Origin of the sequence: Thermococcus sp. ES12 (assembly GCF_012027515.1) — an archaeon.
Classification (GTDB): domain Archaea; phylum Methanobacteriota_B; class Thermococci; order Thermococcales; family Thermococcaceae; genus Thermococcus; species Thermococcus barossii.
The window spans coordinates 1-496 of record NZ_SNUP01000038.1 but is presented as its reverse complement, the minus strand read 5'-3'; the positions used below and the strand labels follow the sequence as shown (position 1 = coordinate 496).

Sequence of the window (496 nt, the reverse complement as noted above, 5' to 3'; positions counted from 1 at the left end):
TCCAAGTTGAATTATTGTTTTGTAATTATTAATTTTTTTGGCAAACGTATCCATAATCTTCACTAGTCTTTCAAAGCCTAGGTAATGAGTTCCAGTTATTACGAAAATTTGGTTCCTCTTTTCTTTTAAATTAGCTTTCTTTTTAATTCTTTTAAACAACCCGCCAACATACTTAGCTTTTTTCCCATACTGCTGAAGCATTTCAGGCCATAAAACAAAGAAATAATCTGAAATAGGATAAACAAGTTTGCCAGTTATAGTTGGCTCATCAACCCTAGTATAACACTCTATAAAGATAGTTTTTATTCCTAAAATTTTTCCTAAATAGAAAAATGGAATTGCTATTTCAGCTCCATTACTAACCATCACATCCGGCTTCTCTTTTGCTATAATTTTTATTATCTTCGGTAAATTTATTATAACTTTAAGAGGATTCTCCCCAAAGTTTGGAAACAAGTATTTCCTATAGGGCAACGCTTTTGTCCTCGGATGATCA

Annotated in this window: 1 protein-coding gene; it reads right to left on the bottom strand. The window is 31.5% G+C overall.

What is annotated here, in order from left to right; all coding sequences use genetic code 11:
• Window positions 1-496, bottom strand: a 496-nt coding sequence (locus E3E37_RS10900; protein ID WP_167717362.1) for a hypothetical protein, incomplete at both ends; no start/stop codon positions are given.